This is a genomic window from Fontibacillus phaseoli, from assembly GCF_003337355.1.
Lineage (GTDB): Bacteria > Bacillota > Bacilli > Paenibacillales > Paenibacillaceae > Fontibacillus > Fontibacillus phaseoli.
The window spans coordinates 1,111,971-1,128,783 of sequence record NZ_QPJW01000001.1; the positions used below are offsets into that span (position 1 = coordinate 1,111,971).

The window sequence follows — 16,813 nt, forward strand, 5'->3', positions numbered from 1 at the left end:
TTGAAAAATTATCTTCTGTGATCTGTAAGTTATTCTGACATTTCTATTGACATGTTAGGATAGTTAACATAGAATAGGATCATGATTATTTAACTGGAAGGTTGAGAGCGATGAGTGACGAAATTCGCAGAAATATGGCCTTGTTTCCGATCGGTATTGTAATGAAGCTTACGGATTTAACGGCTAGGCAAATTCGTTATTATGAACAGCATCAACTGATCGTGCCGGCCCGTACTTCGGGGAACCAGCGGTTATTTTCCTTGAACGATATCGAGCGGTTGCTCGAGATCAAAGCTTTGATCGACAAAGGCGTCAATATCGCCGGGATCAAACAGGTCATGAATCCGATGAACAAGGATTCGCAGGAGGCTACGGTCATGACGAAAGACACGGAAGAAAAACGGAAAGAGATGACGGATTCACAACTTTATCGTATGCTAAAACAGCAGCTCGTCACAGGGAAAAGACCTGGACAGGTATCATTGATTCAGGGGGAGCTTTCCCGCTTTTTCAAAATATAAACGTTGGGAGATGTTATTTTGAGTTATTCAAAGGAAGACATTCTGCGTATTGCCAAAGAAGAAAATGTTCGCTTTATCCGATTGCAGTTTACTGACCTGCTCGGAACCATCAAGAACGTGGAAATTCCGGTCAGCCAATTGGAGAAAGCTCTTGATAACAAAATGATGTTCGACGGTTCGTCGATCGAAGGTTATGTCCGGATCGAAGAATCCGACATGTATCTTTTCCCAGATCTTGACACTTGGGTTATTTTCCCTTGGGTTACCGAAGACCGCGTCGCCCGTTTGATTTGCGACATTTATATGCCTGACGGTACGCCTTTTGCCGGCGACCCTCGCGCCATTTTGAAGCGCGCTTTGAAAGAAGCGGAAGAAATGGGTTATACGTCCATGAACGTGGGTCCTGAACCGGAATTCTTCCTGTTCAAAACCGACGAGAAGGGCAATCCGACCATGGAACTGAACGACCAAGGCGGATACTTCGACCTTGCACCTACCGATCTCGGCGAGAACTGTCGCCGCGAAATCGTTTTGACACTGGAAGAAATGGGCTTTGAAATTGAAGCTTCCCACCATGAAGTGGCTCCGGGCCAACACGAAATCGACTTTAAATACGCGAACGCCATTAAAGCGGCTGACCAAATTCAAACCTTCAAGCTCGTTGTAAAAACGATCGCCCGTCAGCATGGTTTGCATGCAACATTTATGCCGAAACCGCTCTTCGGAGTGAACGGTTCCGGTATGCACTGTCACCAATCCCTGTTTACAGGGGATGTGAATGCTTTCTATGACGAAAGCGATTCGCTTGGACTCAGCAAAGATGCCCGTCACTACATGGCAGGGATTCTGAAGCATGCCCGCGCATTTGCGGCCGTGACCAACCCGACCGTCAATTCTTACAAACGTCTGGTGCCTGGTTATGAAGCGCCTTGTTATGTGGCGTGGTCATCCAGTAACCGCAGTCCGATGATCCGTATTCCGGCTTCCCGTGGCCTTAGTACCCGCGTTGAAGTACGTAACCCGGATCCGGCGGCAAACCCGTATCTTGCACTGGCTGTTATGCTGAAAGCGGGTCTTGACGGTATCAAGAACGAATTGCCGCTCGTGGAACCGGTTGACCGCAACATCTATGTCATGTCCGAAGAAGAGCGCGTGGAAGAAGGCATTCCTAGCTTGCCTTCCGATCTGAAGGAAGCGCTCGGCGAATTGCTCCGCAGCGAAATCATCACCGATGCGCTCGGCGATCACGCCCTTACTCACTTCTATGAACTGAAAGAAATCGAGTGGGACATCTTCCGCACCCAAGTTCATCAATGGGAACGCGATCAGTACATGACGCTTTATTAAGCAATAAGAAATCCCTTGAGGCCGTTAGCCTCAAGGGATTTTTTTGCGTGTAAAGAAGGAAATGGCTTTATAGACAGACATTCCTATTTATTTAAGTTCTTAATGGCCTCAGTAAACATTTCGAATTGTTTTTCTTCGGGAGTTTTGTCCGTTACACGTCCCTCAGAGCTATAAGAAAGTCCATTGTGACGAGTATGTATCAATAAACGGTTATCAAATTTTGTGTACATCCGTTCAAAACCGTTCTTTTCTCTGGTCTTCATGGTATTTGCAAATTCAATCTCTATTTTTGTAATTGAAAGTGTAAATATTTACCCTCTATATTTGGTATTTGAGCTATTCCAAAAAGATTAGTGAGCCGGTCATTCGCTTCTGAGTAATTATTATTAATTTCTAAAGCAGAACAGCCCAAGACCGCAATTAGCAACAAAATAACTAGCCCGCATCTTGTTTTTCTTCCCATAATATCTCCTTGGATGTGATGTTTATTGCATTTTAACAAACCTCTTCCAATTTTAGTGAGTAGAATTGTTTAATTATTTTATTTCTCTCCCTTCACTCGAAGAGCCGTATTCTTTATAATTGATCATATTCCGGACATTGGATTGGAGAGAGGCGAATGAATGTGCAAGGTACAATTTCTAAGATAGTCGATAGTTTAAAGGAAATTAACGGAGTAAGCGCTCTGGTTCTCGGCGGTTCAAGGGCTAGAGGGACGGAAGGTCCTGACTCTGATATTGATATTGGTATCTACTACGATTCCGAAAATGGCCTGGACATTGCCGTGCTTCGTAAAGTTGCTGCTATGCTTGATGATGACCATAGAGACAACCTGGTGACGGAAATAGGGGGATGGGGACCCTGGATTAACGGCGGAGGCTGGCTGAAGGTGGATCAAACTCCGGTGGATCTCTTATTGCGCGATCAAAACAAAGTTTCGCATATCATTGATCAATGTTCCAAGGGAGATGTCACTATCAATTACCAACCTGGACATCCCCACGGATTTGTGAACTCGATATATTTTGCTGAGATTGCCCTGTGTAAAGCGCTATGGGATCCATCAGGAGTTGTAGGCGAACTTAAAAACAGAACAACCCCATACCCGACGATGTTTCAAAAAGCAACCATTCAAAAATTTTTCTGGGAAGCAACCTTTTCGCTTGAAAATGGATATAAGGGTATTCCCAAAAATGATTTATCTTATATCGCCGGATGTTGTTTCAGATCAGTCTCTTGCTTAAATCATGTTTTGTTTGCCCTAAACGAAACTTATTTGATGAACGAAAAGGGCGCCGCAGCTATTGCCGATACATTTAGCAATGTGCCAAGCAAATACTACGATAGAGTAAATCTTATTTTCACCTTAATTACGGAAAATCTTGATCATTTAAAGAAAGCTCTTAACATAATGCATGAACTAATTCAGGAAACGGAGTCCCTAATGTGAAACCAATCGTTAGTTAACGAAGAAATAGAACCGACTCTAATTTAAAAGCGATACAATAGTGTGCTCCATATCCGCCGGTTCGGTCGTGGTTTCATATCTACCGTAAACCGTGCCGTCGCGTTGGATCAAAAACTTGGAGTAATTCCATTTGACTCCGTCGCCGGCATAAATCTCGGGATGTTTTTCTTGTAAAAAATTTTGCATCCATGGACCCGTGGGGCTCTGCGGATCGAAACCTCGGAAAGGAGCTTGTTGTGTTAGATAGTGAAATAATTCATGTGCGGAGACTCCTCTGACGTCTATTTTTTCAAATAAGGGAAACGTCACACCAAAGTTGAGCTTGCAGGTTTTATGTATTTCCTCATTGTCCCCCGGTTCTTTATCGTTGAATTGATTGCATGGAAAACCGAGTATTTCAAACCCTTTCTCACGGTACTTTTCATATAGCTTTTGAAGATCGGCCATTTGACCGGAATAACTGCATTTACTGGCAGTGTTGACAACGAGTAGTACTTTTCCCCGGTATATAGACAAAGAAACCGGCGCAGCGTGAATCGTGTTCACCTGGAAATCATAAACAGGCATCCGTTCATCCCTCCCTTTGAAGCATATTTCCATTATAGAACTGCACTTTTAATTGATCTAATATATAAAAAAGATAACTGTTATAGGATCAGCCTATTATTAGGTTCAGGCAACTACTGTGCCGGTAAATTTTTTAGAAATTAAGCTTACTGAATAATTTCCGATGTTTTTTAGTATTTGGGGTAACCTAAGGGCAAGGAGCTGATGGAAATGGTGATTGCCTTGAAAAAATACCACAGACACCGCTTAAGGCTGAGAAAGTTATGGCGCGGAGAGCGAGCGGGGAGGAACAGGAATTTGCTGAATGACGATATGTGGCCCGTATAGCGGTGACTGCAACTTCGTCTCAGGAACGAAAAGAGGCTACCCTCGTTAAAGGGAAGCCTCTTACCTGTAAGTTAAGTACGAATTAGTGCAGATCCCGGAACAATCCGACGACCTTGCCCAGAATACTGACATGCTTCAACCGGATCGGTTCCATACTCGGATTCTCAGGCTGCAGGCGGATGTGATCCTTTTCTTTGTAAAAAGTTTTGACGGTTGCTTCATCATCTTCCGTCATAGCCACCACGATATCGCCGTTGTTGGCGGTTTGCTGCTGCCTTACGATCACATAGTCTCCATTATGGATTCCTGCTTCGATCATGCTATCTCCCATGACGGAAAGCATAAAGATTTCGCCATCGGCGGAATAATGTTGTGGAAGCGGAAAATAATCTTCTATGTTCTCGGTGGCAGTAATAGGCACACCTGCTGTTACTTTACCAACGACTGGAACGCGGGTTACGCTATGTGCGAACATTCCGATCGATTCGGAATCTTCCTGGCCCAGAAGTTCGATGGCCCGAGGTTTGGTCGGGTCGCGGCGGATGAATCCTTTCTTCTCCAGACGGTCAAGATGGCCGTGGACCGTTGAACTGGAAGCTAGTCCAACAGCTTCGCCGATTTCACGTACGGAAGGAGGATAGCCTTTCATTCTGACCTCGTTGCGGATAAATTCTAGTATTGCCTGTTGACGGCTGGATACCTTGGACATAACGATCATCAACCCCATTAGTAACGTTTGGAAAAATTATAACATAGAACTTCCGTTCGTACAAACATAAGTTCTAAATAGAAGATAAAAAAGAGAACAATTGTTCGAAAAAACTATTGAAACAAACAAATGTTCGTGTTATAGTGAGATCAACGATAAGAACACTTGTTTGGAGTGATGGATGATGCTTAAATATAGTACATATCAAAGTATCTATGATAAACCGGCGCCTCGTAGATCGTGGAATAATATTATAACTGTTTCGGGTTGGAGCAGAAAGCTCGGGAAAGTATGTTTGTTGCTGTTTGTTTTGATGATCACCGGAACGGGAGTGGTTACTGCGTTTGCTGCGGCTTCGGACGGACATGTCCGCTCTGAATTGCCAACCATCGTTGTAAAGCCGGGAGACACTTTGTGGGAGATAGCCGTGAATCATAAACCCCATGGCAAAGATACAAGAATTTATGTGGAGTCGATTATCCGGCTCAACGGATTGAACGGAAGCAATATTCATAGCGGTGATACGATCATTCTTCCCAATTAAGTTGAATCAGCGATAATTTACTTCATATATATAAATGTCTTCTCTGAGCTTGGTTCCAAGGGCTACTCGCCTTGACAAGCTCTTTTTCTCATGTCAAAGTAAGAATTGTTGCCTTATGAAATTTATTGAGATCACAGGAGGAAAACCATGGATATAGATACATTGGTTAATCGCATTAATGAACTGGCCCGCAAAAATAAAGCCGAAGGATTGACGGAAGACGAAAAGCTGGAAAGAGCACAGCTTCGCGAAACTTATTTACAGAACATCCGCAACAATTTTCGTCAGCAGTTAGAGTCGATCGAGATCGTGGATAAGTAATGCTGGGCCGTGAGGCCTTGCATACATAACCATACATTTTTAGGAGGAAAGATCATGGCTTCGTTTGACAGAAAGGTAGAAAGAAATCAGATCAGAATGAACAAAAAAGGCAAAGGCCCTAACGCAGGCAAGGGACGTGGCAACCAGAATCCACGTACCTCGCTGGGAGCGAAGGGTGAAGGCGAGGTTTTTCGGGGACGGAATATGATTCTGCCTGGCGTTCTGGTATTGCTGGCCTTGTTGTATGCAGCCGTTGGCTTGGTGGGAAGCGCTGCAGAAATGAGCTCGGGTTTGTTTTGGCTGACAATCGTTCTGTATCTCATTTTGGCTTTGACGATTTTCTTGAGAAAGCCTTATTTGCGGATTAATAAAGGATGGCTGTACACCTCCAAGTACAATCGTGACAAGATCCTGGAAGCGGGCAATATCAGCAAAATCAGAGTAACTCGTCAAAAAGTGATCATTACGCCAAAAGGGAAAGATACCAATTGGGTTTTCTACCGGGGCCGCAACCTTTTTGATACGGAAGCTATGGGTGAGCGTCTGGAGCAATATGCAAAAGTGCATCACGTAACGTTTGAAAAGGAATAGAAGACAGCCGGTTTTCTGCGGTGAATTTTATCGGGGGAGTGTGCAGATAGAAATGGCGATTAAAGCGGTTTGTTTTGATTTGGACGATACTTTGCTTTGGGATGAACGAAGTGTCCGGGAAGCTTTTGAAGCGACTTGTCGAAGTGCGCAGGATGCAGTCGAAATAGATCCGGTCAAACTGGAAGAGTCTGTCCGGAAGGAAGCGAGAGAGCTTTACGAATCGTACGAAACGTTCCCTTTTACTAAAATGATCGGAATTAATCCGTTTGAAGGATTGTGGGCAAATTTTTCCGCAGGCGAGCAGCCTGAATTCCGTCAATTGGAGCAACTTGCCCCTGTATACCGCAAAGAATCCTGGCGCCGCGGCTTGTTGGCCCTGGGCGTGGATCATGAAGCTTTGGCGGGTGAACTGGCTGAACAATTCGGCAGAGAACGCCGGTCCAGGCCGCATGTGTATGAGGAAACCTTTATGATTTTGAATGAATTGAAAGGGAATGTGAAACTCCTGCTCCTCACGAATGGCTGTCCGGCCCTGCAACAGGAAAAGTTGGATGGAGTGCCTGAGTTGGCAACATATTTTAACGAAATCGTTATTTCAGGTAGTTACGGCAGAGGGAAACCGGATGCCACGATATTCCGTCACGCCTTGGAACGGCTCGGCGTGGAGCCGGAAGAAAGCCTGATGGTCGGAGACAAGCTGACTACCGATATTTGCGGCGGGTTAAGTGCCGGGATGACCACGGTTTGGGTGAACCGGGACGGGAAGGTCCGTAACGATGAAATTGTTCCAGATTATGAAGTTCAACATCTGTCCCAGCTTCACGATATTATTGCTAAGTTAGTTTAGGCTTGCACGATAACTTGCGCATAAAACAATGTTCTAGCCGGTAATAGGGAGGGAATAACGTGAAAAGGAACACCTGGCTGCTGGTCAGCCTTACCCTGCTGTTTCTGCTGCTTAGCGGATGCGGCAAAAGCGGGAGTGACGGTCATTCGTCTTCTGACGAAACGCTGGAGCCGATTAAGGTCGAATTAACCGTCAATCCCACCCAGGTTCAAACCGGTGAAAAAGTGACATTTGAAGCGAAAGTGACTCATCAGGGGAAATCCGTCGACGACGCCAAAGAGGTTGTTTTTGAATTTTGGAAAGACGACGATAATGAGGAGAGCCACAGCATGGAGTCCGTTAAAAGTGCCGGGAACGGAAGCTACAAATTTGAAACGGCATTTGAATCGGCCGGGACCTATCACGTAATCTCCCATGTCACGGCCAGGGATCAGCACTCTATGCCTTCTGCCGAATTTAAGGTCATTGAATAATACGTTTAGCTTTGAATTCCGGCATCAAGAAAGGCTGCCATTATCCCGAAAGGGAAGGGCGGCCTTTTTGATATATTTCAATGATCATAAATGGTCTGATTTTGATTTTGCAATTTACGAACTTTTTCTTCGACAGAGATGATATCGTTCGTGTTTGTAATTCTCATTGAATCCATGGGATTACCCTACTTTGTTTAAGGCATAATGTAATGAACTTCGATAATCCCGAGGCTGTCGACGATTTGTACATTTCGGCGCAGTCCCTTGTAAGGAAGGGCTGGCGCCGGATGAGGATTTCAGATTATCCCTTTCCTTAAACGCTTCATTCTGATAAACTAAATCTTAACGTTTTGCGGGAGGGAATTGATCATGAGTAAACCAAGCTTGGAATCCAAAATGAAAGAACGAATATTGATCCTTGATGGAGCGATGGGGACCATGATCCAACAGGAGAATTTGACACCGGATGATTTTGGCGGCGAAGAACTGGACGGTTGCAACGAAATTCTCGTGCTTACCCGTCCCGATATTATACAATCCATCCATGAAAGATATCTTGAGGCCGGCGCAGACTTGATTGAAACCAATACGTTTGGCGGGACGTCCGTGGTGCTCGCCGAATACGACTTGCAGGATCGCACGCGTGAAATTAATCTTGCTGCCGCTCGGATCGCCGTTGAAGCAGCGGAAAAATACAGCACTCCGGAACAGCCGAGATATGTGGTCGGGGCAATGGGACCGACGACAAAAACATTGTCGGTAACGGGCGGGGTTACTTTTGACGAACTGATAAGCAGTTATGAAGAGCAGGCTGCCGTGTTGATCGAGGCCGGCGTGGATGTCCTGATGCTGGAAACGTCACAGGATACTTTGAACGTAAAAGCGGGCAGTATCGGGATCACACGTGCTTTTGCAACGACCGGCAAAGTGCTCCCTCTAATGATTTCGGGAACGATCGAGCCGATGGGGACAACCCTGGCCGGTCAAAATATCGAATCCTTCTATATTTCGCTTGAGCATTTAAAGCCGGTTACGATCGGATTGAACTGCGCTACAGGTCCGGAATTTATGCGGGACCATGTCCGTACGCTGTCAGAAATGGCGAAGGCGGGCGTGAGCTGCCATCCAAATGCCGGGCTGCCGGACGAGAACGGTAACTATCATGAATCGCCGGATTCGCTGGCGCAAAAAATGGCGGCCTTTGCGGAGCAGGGGTGGCTGAATATCGCGGGCGGATGCTGCGGGACGACTCCGGGTCATATCAAGGCTTTGGCCGAGAAGATGAGAGGATATCAACCTCGGGAGATCGCTGGGGAACACCCGCCGGCCATTTCGGGAATCGATCAAGTCTATGTTGAATCAGCCAATCGTCCTTATATGGTCGGGGAAAGAACGAACGTTCTCGGATCGCGCAAATTCAAACGGCTTATCGTGGAAGGCAAATACGAGGAAGCTTCGGAAATTGCCCGCGCCCAGGTCAAGAATGGAGCCCAGGTGATCGACGTCTGCGTTCAGGATCCGGACCGGGACGAAGCAGAAGATATCAAGTTATTCCTTGAGCTCGTCGTCAAAAAGGTCAAAGTACCGTTGATGATCGATACGACCGATCCGAAGGTGTTGGATTTGGCACTGAGTTATTGTCAGGGTAAGTCTATAATTAACTCCATTAACCTTGAAGACGGTGAAGAAAAGTTTCAGCACGTGACGCCGCTCATTCATAAATACGGCGCGGCCGTCGTTGTAGGTACCATTGATGAAAGCGGGCAGGCGATAACGCGGCAGGATAAGCTGGAAGTAGCAAAACGCTCGCATGACTTGCTGGTGAACAAATATGGTCTGAATTCGGAGGATCTTATTTTTGATCCACTTGTTTTTCCGGTGGGTACCGGGGACGAGCAGTACATCGGCTCCGCCAAGGAAACGATTGAAGGGATTCGCCTGATCAAGGAGGCGCTCCCGGCCTGCCATACGGTTCTTGGGATCAGTAACGTTTCCTTTGGTCTTCCCGAAGCCGGACGTGAAGTGCTGAACTCCGTCTTTTTATATGAGTGCACCAAGGCGGGACTGGATTACGCGATCGTCAATACGGAAAAGGTAGAGCGTTACGCTTCGATCCCGGAAGAGGAACGGCGGCTTGCCGAGGAGCTAATCTACAACACGAATGACGACACGCTTGCCGCTTTCGTGGCCGCTTTCCGGAACAAAAAGGTGGAGAAGCAGGAGAAGATTGTCAACTTAACGCTGGAAGAGCGGCTTGCCTCTTACGTCGTAGAAGGGACGAAGGAAGGTTTAATCCCGGATCTGCAAGAAGCGTTGAACCGCTATACCGCACTCGAGGTGATCAATGGACCTTTGATGGAGGGGATGGGGGAAGTTGGTCGATTGTTCAACAATAATGAGCTTATTGTTGCCGAGGTATTGCAAAGCGCGGAAGTGATGAAAGCGTCCGTGGCTTATCTGGAACCGTTTATGGAAAAGAACGAATCATCCGTAAAAGGAAAGATATTGCTGGCTACGGTAAAGGGCGATGTCCACGATATCGGTAAAAATCTGGTGGAAATCATTCTGGCCAATAACGGTTACCGGATTGTGAATTTGGGTATAAAAGTACCACCGGAGCGGATTATCGAAGCTTGCCGTGAGGAACTGCCCGATGCGGTCGGGCTGTCCGGATTGTTGGTGAAATCCGCGCAGCAAATGGTTACGACCGCCCAGGATTTGCGCAATGCGGGCATCGATGTCCCGATTCTCGTAGGTGGAGCCGCTTTGACTCGCAAATTTACGAGGACACGGATACGACCGGAATATAACGGGCTGGTCGTTTATGCGAAAGACGCGATGGATGGACTCGACTTGGCGAACAAGCTGATGGATCCATCCCGCCGGGAACTTATTCGTCAAAATATTGAGGCCGAAAAAGCCGCGGATGAAAAGGCGACTCCCGTAGCGCCGCTGCCGGAGTTGAGCCGTGCAGTGAGATCCAACATTTCCACCGATGCGCCTGTCTTTATACCACCGGACCTGGATCGGCATGTGCTGCGGGATTATCCGATCAATCATATCATTCCTTATATTAATATGCAGATGCTGCTCGGGCATCATCTTGGACTTCGCGGTTCCGTGGAACAGCTCTTGACCCAGGGTGATGAAAAGGCCGTGCAGTTAAAAGAAACGGTTGATCAGATTTTGCAGGATGCTATCAGCCAGGGGATTATCCGGGCGCAGGCAATGTACCGGTTCTTCCCCGCCCAGTCTTCGGGCGACGATATTATCATTTACGATCCGGAAGATACGACCCGGGTGCTGAAAACATTTACGTTCCCGAGACAGCGGGTAGAGCCATTCCTGTGTCTGGCTGATTTCCTGAAGTCTGTCGACAGCGGAACAATGGACTACGTCGGATTTTTGGTCGTAACGGCGGGACAAGGCGTCCGTGAATTGTCCGATCATTGGAAAGAAAAAGGGGATTATCTTCGTTCCCATGCGCTGCAATCCGTGGCTCTTGAAACGGCGGAGGCGCTTGCGGAACGGGTGCATCACATTATGCGTGATATTTGGGGCTTCCCGGATCCGCAGGAGATGACGATGAAGCAGCGTCATGGCGCAAGGTATCAGGGAATCCGTGTTTCTTACGGGTATCCGGCTTGCCCGGATCTGGAATACCAGCAGCCGCTGTTTGAGTTGCTGCAGCCGGAGGATATCGGAATTCATTTGACCGAAGGATTCATGATGGAACCGGAAGCGTCCGTCTCGGCGATGGTGTTTGCCCATCCGCAGGCCCAATATTTCAACGTGGATAAAGCTTAAAGACATTGGCCGGTGAACCCTCCGAGTATTCGGAGGGTTTTGGCAATGCTGCGGGTACATATCTTTTGAGTATAATTTAGTTTTTTGAATAAGCAGGATGGGAGGCATCTTGATGGAATTGTATTTCATGGGAACAAACGCGGGGGTACCGTCCCTGGAGAGGAATGTAACGTCACTGGCGCTCCGGCTTCTGGATGAACGGCGTTCCTTTTGGTTATTTGATTGCGGGGAGGGCACCCAGCATCAGATTCTCCGCTCCCCGCTGAAGCTGAGCAAGCTGGAATGCATTTTTATAACCCATTTGCATGGCGATCATCTCTTTGGTCTCCCTGGACTGCTTTCCAGCCGCGCTTATCAAGGCGGAGATACCCCGCTTGCCCTTTATGGTCCGCCGGGATTGAAAAAATACGTGAACACTTCGCTAGAGCTTAGTGAGTCGCGGATTAATTATAAGCTGGAGATCGTTGAACATGAAGGAGGATGCCTGTTTGAGGATGCCACATTCCGGGTGGAATCGGCAAAGCTGGATCATCGGATCGCCAGCTACGGCTACCGGGTGATTGAGAAAGATCTTCCGGGCAAGCTGGACACCGAATTGCTGAAAAAATACGGGATCACGCCCGGTCCCCTCTATGGAAAGCTGAAACGTGGGGAAAGCATACTCACTCCGGAAGGGAAACATCTGCAGCCTGCCGATGTGCTAGGCCAGGTCAAAAAGGGGAGGGTCGTAACGATCCTCGGCGATACCCGTCCTTGTCCGGCGGAAATTCCGCTGGCGGAAGGAGCGGACGCTCTGGTCCATGAAGCGACGTTCTTGCATGATCTTGCCGAAACGGCTTATACGTATCATCACAGTACGGCAAGACAGGCGGCCGAAGCCGCCAAGGAGGCAGGAGCCAAGAGTTTGTATCTTACTCATTTCAGTTCGAGATATAAGTATGAAGACCAATTGCAGCGGCTGAAACAAGAGGCGGAAGAGGTGTTTCCGTCATCGCGTTTGGCTCGGGAACATGAATTGTACCCGATATTGCGAAGCGGAGAATGAAGGATGCGATGAGGAGAAATCCGGAGATTTATTTTCCGGGAAAGCGCAGGAATTGACAGGCGGTCTCATTCTTTGCTAAGGCATGCTTTCAAGAATTTGGACTGTTTCGATTTCTTTCGACGAATGATGCATGGATTTTTGGCCTTTTGACAGGCACACAGAAAAATAGGGTCGGGAAATTTGCCTGCCCTTTATTATTATATGTACAATGGGAAACAAGAGGGTGAAGTCATGAACACAACAACTATATCCTGGAAGGGATACTTGATCGACCTGGATGGAACTTTATATCATGGGAGCCGTATGATACCAGAGGCGGATACCTTGATTCGCGAACTGGAAGATTCGGGAGTTCCTTATTTGTTCGTTACGAACAATTCATCCCGTACTCCCGGTGAAGTCGCCGCCAATCTGAACCTAATGGGAATCCCGGCGAAAGAGGAGCAAATCTGCACTTCGGCCGTTGCGGCGGCGGAGTATATCGCCGGGCAGCAACCACGCTCCAAAGTCGCTCCGATTGGCGAATCCGGATTGCTTGAGGCGTTGATAAATGCCGGTCTGATCATTGATGAAGATTCGCCGGATTTTGTCGTACAGGGGATTGATCGTTCTTTTACATATGAGACCTTAACGAAGGCTGCCCGCTGGATTTTGGGCGGAGCCCGTTACGTTCTTACGAATCCGGATCTTTTGCTGCCGTCGCAGGAAGGGCTGATGCCGGGCGCGGGCACGATTTCAGCGGCTATACGGGCTGCCACCGGCATCGAACCGATTGTGATCGGCAAACCCTCCGACATCTTGATGAAGCACGCCATCGATCGTCTGGGGCTGCGGAATGAAGAAGTCGCTGTCATCGGCGATAATATGCTGACCGATATCTCAGCGGGTATTAATGCGGGTTGCGGGACGATTTTGGTATTGACGGGCGTGACGACCGAGGAGAATTTACCCAGCTTTGTATCATCCTCCGGCGTTAATCCGGATGTAATCTGCCGTAATCTGGCTGAGGTTCGCAAGCTGGTTTTGCAAAGTTCCATCTAAATTAACATTGTGAATGAAAGGGAAGATGAACCATGCCGGAATTGCCGGAAATGGAAAACTATAGAATCCAGCTCTCAAAGTATATTTTAGATCAACCGATCACCGAAGTGGTTGTGAACCGGGAGAAGTCGTTGAATGTTGCCCAGGAAGCCTTTATCCGCGAAGTGACCGGAAGACAGGTGATCTTTGTTGAACGGAGGGCCAAGCATCTGTTGTTTCATCTGGACAACGGGCGGCGTCTTATTTTGCATTTGATGCTGGGAGGACTTCTCTATTTGGGCAGCAAAGAAGATCGGCCGTCCCGGACAACACAAATCGAGATCACGTTCGGTTCGGACATCGTACTCTATTTCATCGGTCTGCGGCTGGGATACTTGCATCTGCTTAGCGCGAAAGAAGCGGAAGAGTCTTTGGACCATTTGGGCATAGAACCGCTGGGACGCAAAATGAATGAAGATGTTTTTATGAAACTGTTGAGCAAACGTCGCGGCAGCCTTAAAACCGTCCTGGTCAATCAAGACGTCATTGCCGGAATCGGCAACTGCTATGCGGATGAGATTGCTTTTGCAGCCGGGCTTAGACCGACGGCCAAACTGCAGAACCTGAGCAAAGAGGATTACTCAAGTTTATATAGCGCGATGAGGGAAGTCCTGATTGAGATGACGGAAGCCGGCGGTTACATGGAGCTGCCGTTGACGAAAGACGATAAGCTGACCGGCGGCTCGAATGATCTTTGCCGGGTTTATGACCGTGAAGGAGAGGCATGTCCCCGCTGCGGCGATAGCATCGTCAAGGCCGAAATGAACGGACGAAAATTGTTCTACAGTCCGGGTTGCCAGCATGACCGCTGAGGCGAAAGTCGGGGGACATTTAAGCATCCGGGGTGGATTCTTTAAAGCTGCTGATGCCGCTCACCGGCTTGGAGGCGGGGCTTTTCAGTATTTTCCCAAAAATCCTCGCAGCCTGAACGTCAAAAACTTCGACCGCCGCGATGCCGAGCGCTGCCGTGAATTATGCCAAAAACATGGCATCCTGTCGGTAGCCCACACGCCTTACCCCAGTAATTTGGCGGCACATCCGGGAGAAGAGAGCGGACAGTTTGAACGGACGGTACTTTCCTTGCGCAACGATCTGGAGATTGCGGAGGCGTGCGGATCGGTGGGAATTGTTGTTCATTTTGGCACATATAAGGAAAGAAACCCCTTACAAGGTTACCAAAATATTATACAATGTATAAATGAAGTGCTCCGGGGCTGGCAAGGACATACGAAATTGCTGATCGAAAATCAGGCGGGCGACCATGGTGATATGGGAATGACCCTGGAGGAACTGGTGCAGATCCGCAAGCTGTGCGCATCTCCTTCACAGATTGGATTTTGCCTGGATACTTGTCACGCCTTTGCAGCCGGGATGTGGGCGGGAGAGAAGGACGACCGGTTTGAAGTCAAAGCCGGGGAACTGGGATATTGGGACGGTTTAACCGCCATTCATTTAAATGATTCTAAGTACCCGGCGCACTCCCGCAAGGACCGCCATGCCAGGGTTGGTCAAGGCCATATCGGAGAAAAAGGATTTCTTCGTCTGCTGGAAATGAAGGGCATACGGGGAAAACCGCTGATTTTGGAGAGCGAGACCGGAGACGATGGAACTTATAGAGAAGATATAGAACGGGTAAGGCGGTGGGTGGAAGCCTAGTGCTGGAAATACCGCGGAAAGGAAGAACAACTGTGATTCATGTATATATGGATGACTTTCGACGTTGTCCGCAAGGTTTTACCATAGCCAGATCCATGGACGAGTGCCTGGAATTGCTTCGCGCGATGGAAGTTGACATTTTATCTTTGGACTACGATATGGGTCCCGGAGAGAAGACCGGCTCCGATGTGGTCGCGGCGATGGTGCGCGAAGGCCTGTATGCCCGCGAGATTTATTTGCATACTTCAAGCATGTACGGCAAGAAGAGCATGTATGATATTCTTTACCAGAATAAGCCGGAACATGTCATTCTGCACAACGGGCCGATCCCGTTTGACCGGTTGGATGAGATTGAACGTAAAGCGGGAGGTTGCTAGTTTGAACAACGAGATGGAACGGGAAAATCGTGGGGAGTCGGCGGTTGCAAGTCGATATTTGTGTACGGCCAATCACGGTTTTGCTCCTTACGCGCAAGAAGAATTGCGAAGAAGATTTGGAGCCGTTAAAAGCACGATTCTAGTGCCCGGAGAAGTTTTTGTCGCCACGCTTCAAGCTTCGTTCCCGCAAGTGGTCCAAGAATTGAGTCATCCTGAACCTATGTTTCTGCGGCATATGTTTCCGGTCCAATGGGAATGGAAGGCTGAAAACAAGGATCACCACGGGCAAGATCAGCAAGAAGACTGGATGACGGCGTTGCAGCAATTTTTACTGAATGATTCCCGCTTATCCGGAAAAAGACTGGCCTTGCAGACGCGAAAGACCGAGCAAAGTCTTTGGGCCGGCAGCGCTGCCGAATTAAAAGATGCCGTTCAAAGCGGCATCGGGGAGTTGGGTTCGGAGTTTGTGGTAAGGAATGCCGAGTTGATTATCTCTGTCTTTGCTGCCAAAGAAAGCATTTATGCAGGGGTATCGCTTCCTGAGGAAAATCTGTCCGATTGGAACGGCGGAGCTGTTCGTTTTCAACGTGAAGAGGGACAAATCTCCAGAGCGAAGTTTAAGTTGCTGGAAGCGGAGGCTGTCTTCGGCATTGATTTTGCCGCTTTTCATGAAGCTCTGGATATCGGAGCGGCGCCCGGAGGTTGGACGTCATTTTTACTTGAACGCGGGCTAAGGGTGACAGCCGTGGATCCTGCCAAATTACATCCGGACGTACTTTCTTCGCCGGGTTTGACTCATTTGAAGAAAAATGCGAATAACGTGAAATTCCGCGATAATCAGTTCGATATGCTGGTATGCGATATGAGCTGGAGCCCGAAGCTGACTGCCAGAATGGTATCGGATCTGCTATATGCACTTGTTCCGGGAGGCACTGCCGTCGTCACAGTAAAGCTATTGAGCAAAAAGCCGATGGCTTTGATTACGGAAGTCATCGGGATGTTTCAGGAGGCACGGCTCCAAGTCCAGCGCGCGAAGCAGCTATTTCATAATCGCGATGAAATCACGTTATATATGATAAAATATTAATGTCATGAATTAAATATTGTGAAATAATGCTTTACAAACGGATGGG

Annotated in this window: 17 protein-coding genes; 15 read left to right on the forward strand and 2 right to left on the reverse strand. The window is 48.0% G+C overall.

The features are described 5' to 3' along the window. Positions 1 to 110: 110 nt before the first annotated feature. The 3 genes from DFP94_RS05485 (at position 111) to DFP94_RS05495 (ending at position 3,318) form a co-directional block, all read left to right on the forward strand. Positions 111 to 521 carry a MerR family transcriptional regulator gene (locus DFP94_RS05485; RefSeq protein WP_114495379.1) on the forward strand — a complete coding sequence of 137 codons (411 nt, stop codon included), beginning with the start codon at positions 111 to 113 and terminating at the stop codon, positions 519 to 521. Positions 522 to 539: 18 nt separating this feature from the next. Continuing rightward, positions 540 to 1,868 carry a type I glutamate--ammonia ligase gene (glnA, locus tag DFP94_RS05490; RefSeq protein ID WP_114495380.1) on the forward strand — a complete coding sequence of 443 codons (1,329 nt, stop codon included), beginning with the start codon at positions 540 to 542 and terminating at the stop codon, positions 1,866 to 1,868. Positions 1,869 to 2,487: 619 nt separating this feature from the next. Further along, the gene (locus DFP94_RS05495; RefSeq protein WP_114495381.1) at positions 2,488 to 3,318 is read left to right on the forward strand and encodes a nucleotidyltransferase domain-containing protein; all 831 of its coding nucleotides are present in this window, start codon (positions 2,488 to 2,490) and stop codon (positions 3,316 to 3,318) included. A gap of 36 nt (positions 3,319 to 3,354) precedes the next feature. On the opposite strand, the gene DFP94_RS05500 is transcribed toward DFP94_RS05495, so the two are convergent. Both DFP94_RS05500 and lexA read right to left on the reverse strand, forming a co-directional pair. After that, positions 3,355 to 3,903, reverse strand: coding sequence for a glutathione peroxidase (locus tag DFP94_RS05500; RefSeq protein WP_114495382.1), 549 nt, complete (start codon positions 3,901 to 3,903; stop codon positions 3,355 to 3,357). Positions 3,904 to 4,312: 409 nt separating this feature from the next. Beyond that, complete coding sequence (gene lexA, locus DFP94_RS05505; RefSeq protein WP_114495796.1) at positions 4,313 to 4,939, reverse strand: transcriptional repressor LexA; 627 nt, start codon at positions 4,937 to 4,939, stop codon at positions 4,313 to 4,315. A gap of 295 nt (positions 4,940 to 5,234) precedes the next feature. Between lexA and DFP94_RS05510 the strand changes: the two genes are divergently transcribed. The 12 genes from DFP94_RS05510 (at position 5,235) to DFP94_RS05565 (ending at position 16,767) form a co-directional block, all read left to right on the forward strand. Then, positions 5,235 to 5,483 carry a LysM peptidoglycan-binding domain-containing protein gene (locus DFP94_RS05510; RefSeq protein WP_245954496.1) on the forward strand — a complete coding sequence of 83 codons (249 nt, stop codon included), beginning with the start codon at positions 5,235 to 5,237 and terminating at the stop codon, positions 5,481 to 5,483. Between the two features lie 147 nt (positions 5,484 to 5,630). Further along, on the forward strand, positions 5,631 to 5,804 hold the full coding sequence (locus DFP94_RS05515; protein WP_114495384.1) for a DUF896 domain-containing protein: 174 nt from the start codon (positions 5,631 to 5,633) through the stop codon (positions 5,802 to 5,804). A gap of 54 nt (positions 5,805 to 5,858) precedes the next feature. Next, positions 5,859 to 6,395, forward strand: a complete 537-nt coding sequence (locus tag DFP94_RS05520; protein WP_114495385.1) for a hypothetical protein — start codon at positions 5,859 to 5,861, stop codon at positions 6,393 to 6,395. Positions 6,396 to 6,447: 52 nt separating this feature from the next. Continuing rightward, on the forward strand, positions 6,448 to 7,242 hold the full coding sequence (locus DFP94_RS05525; RefSeq protein ID WP_114495386.1) for an HAD family hydrolase: 795 nt from the start codon (positions 6,448 to 6,450) through the stop codon (positions 7,240 to 7,242). Positions 7,243 to 7,301: 59 nt separating this feature from the next. Next, the gene (locus DFP94_RS05530) at positions 7,302 to 7,715 is read left to right on the forward strand and encodes a FixH family protein (protein WP_114495387.1); all 414 of its coding nucleotides are present in this window, start codon (positions 7,302 to 7,304) and stop codon (positions 7,713 to 7,715) included. Between the two features lie 369 nt (positions 7,716 to 8,084). Beyond that, positions 8,085 to 11,522 (forward strand): methionine synthase, encoded by a 3,438-nt coding sequence (gene metH / locus DFP94_RS05535; protein ID WP_114495388.1) that lies wholly within the window; start codon positions 8,085 to 8,087, stop codon positions 11,520 to 11,522. Positions 11,523 to 11,634: 112 nt separating this feature from the next. Continuing rightward, positions 11,635 to 12,567, forward strand: coding sequence for a ribonuclease Z (rnz, locus tag DFP94_RS05540; protein ID WP_114495389.1), 933 nt, complete (start codon positions 11,635 to 11,637; stop codon positions 12,565 to 12,567). 231 nt (positions 12,568 to 12,798) lie between these two features. Continuing rightward, positions 12,799 to 13,608 carry a TIGR01457 family HAD-type hydrolase gene (locus DFP94_RS05545; protein WP_114495390.1) on the forward strand — a complete coding sequence of 270 codons (810 nt, stop codon included), beginning with the start codon at positions 12,799 to 12,801 and terminating at the stop codon, positions 13,606 to 13,608. A gap of 32 nt (positions 13,609 to 13,640) precedes the next feature. Beyond that, positions 13,641 to 14,459, forward strand: a complete 819-nt coding sequence (locus DFP94_RS05550; RefSeq protein ID WP_114495391.1) for an Fpg/Nei family DNA glycosylase — start codon at positions 13,641 to 13,643, stop codon at positions 14,457 to 14,459. Then, positions 14,449 to 15,303, forward strand: coding sequence for a deoxyribonuclease IV (locus DFP94_RS05555; RefSeq protein WP_114495392.1), 855 nt, complete (start codon positions 14,449 to 14,451; stop codon positions 15,301 to 15,303). The genes DFP94_RS05550 and DFP94_RS05555 overlap by 11 nt, the downstream gene beginning before the upstream one ends. A gap of 35 nt (positions 15,304 to 15,338) precedes the next feature. Further along, positions 15,339 to 15,680: a cyclic-phosphate processing receiver domain-containing protein gene (locus DFP94_RS05560; protein ID WP_114495798.1), complete on the forward strand. Its 342-nt coding sequence runs from the start codon at positions 15,339 to 15,341 to the stop codon at positions 15,678 to 15,680. Positions 15,681 to 15,693: 13 nt separating this feature from the next. Next, positions 15,694 to 16,767, forward strand: a complete 1,074-nt coding sequence (locus DFP94_RS05565; protein ID WP_114495797.1) for an SAM-dependent methyltransferase — start codon at positions 15,694 to 15,696, stop codon at positions 16,765 to 16,767. The last annotated feature ends 46 nt before the right edge of the window (positions 16,768 to 16,813 follow it).